Source organism: Pseudoalteromonas sp. MMG012 (assembly GCF_018100875.1).
GTDB classification, from domain to species: Bacteria; Pseudomonadota; Gammaproteobacteria; order Enterobacterales; family Alteromonadaceae; genus Pseudoalteromonas; species Pseudoalteromonas aurantia.
The window spans coordinates 1-3,435 of record NZ_JAGJEF010000145.1 but is presented as its reverse complement, the minus strand read 5'-3'; the positions used below and the strand labels follow the sequence as shown (position 1 = coordinate 3,435).

Genomic DNA, 3,435 nt, shown 5'->3' with positions numbered 1-3,435 from the left:
CAAATGTACAGGCCGGTTTTGGGAAGGGCGCTTTAAATCTCAAGCCTTACTGGATGAAGCAGCACTGGCGGCCTGTATGGCGTATGTTGATTTAAACCCAATCAGAGCCAAAATGGCTGACACACTAGAAACCTCAGACTACACCAGTGCTAAAGCACGCTGTGAACATGCCAAAGAAGGCAAACAACCCAAACAATTGGCGCGTTTTGCAGGCAGCCCCAGAAAACATATGCCCAAAGGTATCCCATTTGAATTAAAGTCGTATTTAGAACTTGTCGAGCTAACAGGTCGATGTATGCGAGCAGACAAGCGAGGCGCTATAAGCTCAATTAATTCCCCTATTTTAGACAGGCTCAACATAGCCCCTGAAAACTGGCAAAAACTCACCACCCAATTTACCAAAGTATTTCATGGCGCAGTAGGGCGACCACAAAAGCTTGATAATTATTGTGCGAGTCTAGAAATTAAACGGCGGGCTAACTACAAACAGTGTGAAAGGTTACTGGCTTAACGTTTGCTCTAGTAAAATGACCCTCTAAACACTCTAACCTTAGACTACACAGCATTAAGGTGGTGGATTAGCCATACACTATGAGTGCTGAGCAACCCCATTTTTGTATGCTTTTTGAATCTGCAGCTTATATTTCAAATTCAGACTTATGAACTAAGCGATATGCTTGTGATATTCTTTAGGAATTCGCGTGAATTTTGAGTGGGTGTCATCAGTAGGTTTTCTATACAGAGCCAATAAAAATAAGAGATGGGTCTTGGCAATCAAACACCGATTTATAACATTGGTTTCGCGCCTTATAGGCATATTTTTTAGGGAGGAAAGATAATTGATAGGTGTACCCAGTACATAATATTATTCGATCAAAGTAACGGGTTTCACCAGAATAGAATTTGACAGATTGCCCAATGGAGCTATGTATCGCATCTTTACAATTGATGTTTGCATCGTACTTAGGTATGGCTGTTGTTTTTTTTAACAGTGATGTATATCGGCATTTATTGATCCATAACTTGAGTGTTGAAGTCGCGGTATTTAGCCACCTCGATAAGGTGTCTGTAGAGTATTGAGACGCTTTATTTAGCGCACATGCGTGGATTTCTTGATGCAAGGAAATATCATCAGGTTGTGTTAAATTAATGGCTGAGAAACACGTGTATTGCTTTGGTATAGAGCACGTTAATGTATGCGTTGATGTCGCTAAAAACTTTAAAGTATCAATAGCCAGCCCTTCATTTCCGTATAATAAAACCCGTTCTTTTGAATACATATGGTGGTTTTTATACTCTTTGATATGACCTAAATGCTCAACCTTACCTTCAAAGTCTCGAAGTTCTCTTGGTCGTGACGGCGTTATCGCATTGGCTCCACCGGATACAACTAAGTTTTTTGCTTTGATGGTGGCAGACTGGGTGGTGACTAACCAGTTATTTTCATTCGTGGTATGAATCACTGTTTCATTGAACTTGATATGAGGTAACAAATTAAAGTGTCTTGCGTAATCATTAAGGTATTTAATGATTTGGCTTTTGTTTAGGTGATCACTGGTCTCTGGGCTAAGATAAAAGTCACAAGCTTCAGTCAAGTAAGCGGGTGAGGGTATAGCGGCTGATGTTGCAACTGAAACAACATTAGGGTCTTGGCTATAATTCCATATACCACCTAAGTGGGATCTTTGCTCAAATACAATGACAGATAGTCCGTTTTCTAACGCATATTTACATGCCATTAAACCAGACCACCCAGCACCTACGATACACACATCGTACAGTGTTGGGTCAGCTTGCTGTTTTTTGTCCATAAAAAGTAATCACTATCAGCGACCAGTTGAATATGCATTGTAAATAAAAATAAATTATTTACAAATATTTAACTTAAAATATTTTCATATGTAATTGCCTAACTAGTATAAGTAAAGCACATGAACAATAGTGAATTACACCAACACCACACAAACCTTTGATTTTAATGTATTTTATTTTGTTTTGGCCAGCTACAGTCTTGTACATGCTTAAACCAAGGCCGATTAAACATAATTTGTGTTGTGGTTGGATCTTCCATGTGTTTAAAGTCAAGCGCTGGAGCTAAATACTTATTAATTAACATTTTTAGCTTTGGACCTTTAATATGTGAATAAGCAATTTTGAGCTGGCGTTGTTCTTTAGCGGTTATCGGCTCGCCTTGTAATTGTAAAAACCGAGTATGTAACCAAAGCAATAGTGCTTGCTTTGCAACACTTGAAAAGCCATTGGTTAAGTTTTTTGTGGGGCTATATAATCGTTGAAAATTAACCAACTCTTGCTGTATTAAGAAAGTAAATAATAAATTCAAGCCAGCGGATATTTGACCTGAGCGTTTATCTAGGTTCTGATACCCAACTAAGGCAAGCCTAAAATGTTGTTCAGCTAAAGCGATGTTACCTTCTTCTAGCGCAATCATGCCTTGATTATTTTCTATTATGGCTAATACATTATCGCGTTGAGTGAGCTTTGCTATTTTTTTTGCTTCATTATAGAGTGCTTTCGCGGTGTCTAGGTCACCTATATGGCGAGCGACAAGCGCTAAACTATTTGTTAATGTTAATTTTTGTCGATCATTTTTGGCATGCTTGTAGGAGCATTCTAAGCTTGTTTGTGCCTCAATAAGATGGTTATTTTTACGCAACCAGATACCTAAAGCACTGGTGATTGTAGTGAGGTTTTCAATAAAGTAAGGGTGTTGATAGTGATAAAAAATAGCTTCTAAAGAATCAATAAGCATGTCGGGGTTATCTGTTGGTACTGATGCGCGCATGGTAATAATATGCCATTGTATTTGCTGTTTTACTGACAGCGCGTTGATATTGGGTATTGCCTGAAGAATTGTGAGTGAGTGAGCGGGATTTACCGTTAAGTAATCTTTCGCTTCTTTTAGCTTGTCATGGGGGCTTTGTGCGGTTACGTCTTTTAAAAATAACAACAAAATGACAAAGCAGAACATCTTCATTGGCAAGTTCCGTTAGCATATAGGCCGAACTAAAACTATAGAGTGTTGTGGGTGAATATTCAAAGAAGCGTTGGAGCGAAGGCCGAGTATTGAAGTTGTAACTAGGTAGTTACCTTGTGTGGCTAATCAGGGAATGCTGTAAATGGCATTCCCACAGATATAATTTATTTTATGTACACACAGTTATATGCTGTGAAAATTGACAAGCATTAGGGTGTCTAGAAGCCTCACAGTATTGGATATTAGAAAAACATACATATATCTCAGAACCTCTGCCACCTGCAATCATCGGTGTCGCCTTTTTTTCGATAACAGTATTATTAGACAGATTTTTTATTTTGTTCTTTTTTAATTTTAAATTAATAGTAATTTCCTTTTTTGTGGTTAAAATTGATTTACTTTTACTCAAAGCTAGCATTTATAGAGTAGTGAATATCTCT

At 38.0% G+C, this 3,435-nt stretch carries 2 protein-coding genes and 1 pseudogene; 1 reads left to right on the top strand and 2 read right to left on the bottom strand.

What is annotated here, in order from left to right; all coding sequences use genetic code 11:
• Window positions 1–511: pseudogene (locus J8L97_RS22505) on the top strand (transposase); the annotation flags it as partial.
• Between the two features lie 223 nt (window positions 512–734).
• Here J8L97_RS22505 and J8L97_RS22500 read toward each other — a convergent pair.
• Both J8L97_RS22500 and J8L97_RS22495 read right to left on the bottom strand, forming a co-directional pair.
• Window positions 735–1,811: an NAD(P)-binding domain-containing protein gene (locus tag J8L97_RS22500; RefSeq protein WP_211052941.1), complete on the bottom strand. Its 1,077-nt coding sequence runs from the start codon at window positions 1,809–1,811 to the stop codon at window positions 735–737.
• Window positions 1,812–1,975: 164 nt separating this feature from the next.
• On the bottom strand, window positions 1,976–2,995 hold the full coding sequence (locus J8L97_RS22495) for a tetratricopeptide repeat protein (RefSeq protein ID WP_211052939.1): 1,020 nt from the start codon (window positions 2,993–2,995) through the stop codon (window positions 1,976–1,978).
• Window positions 2,996–3,435: the final 440 nt, after the last annotated feature.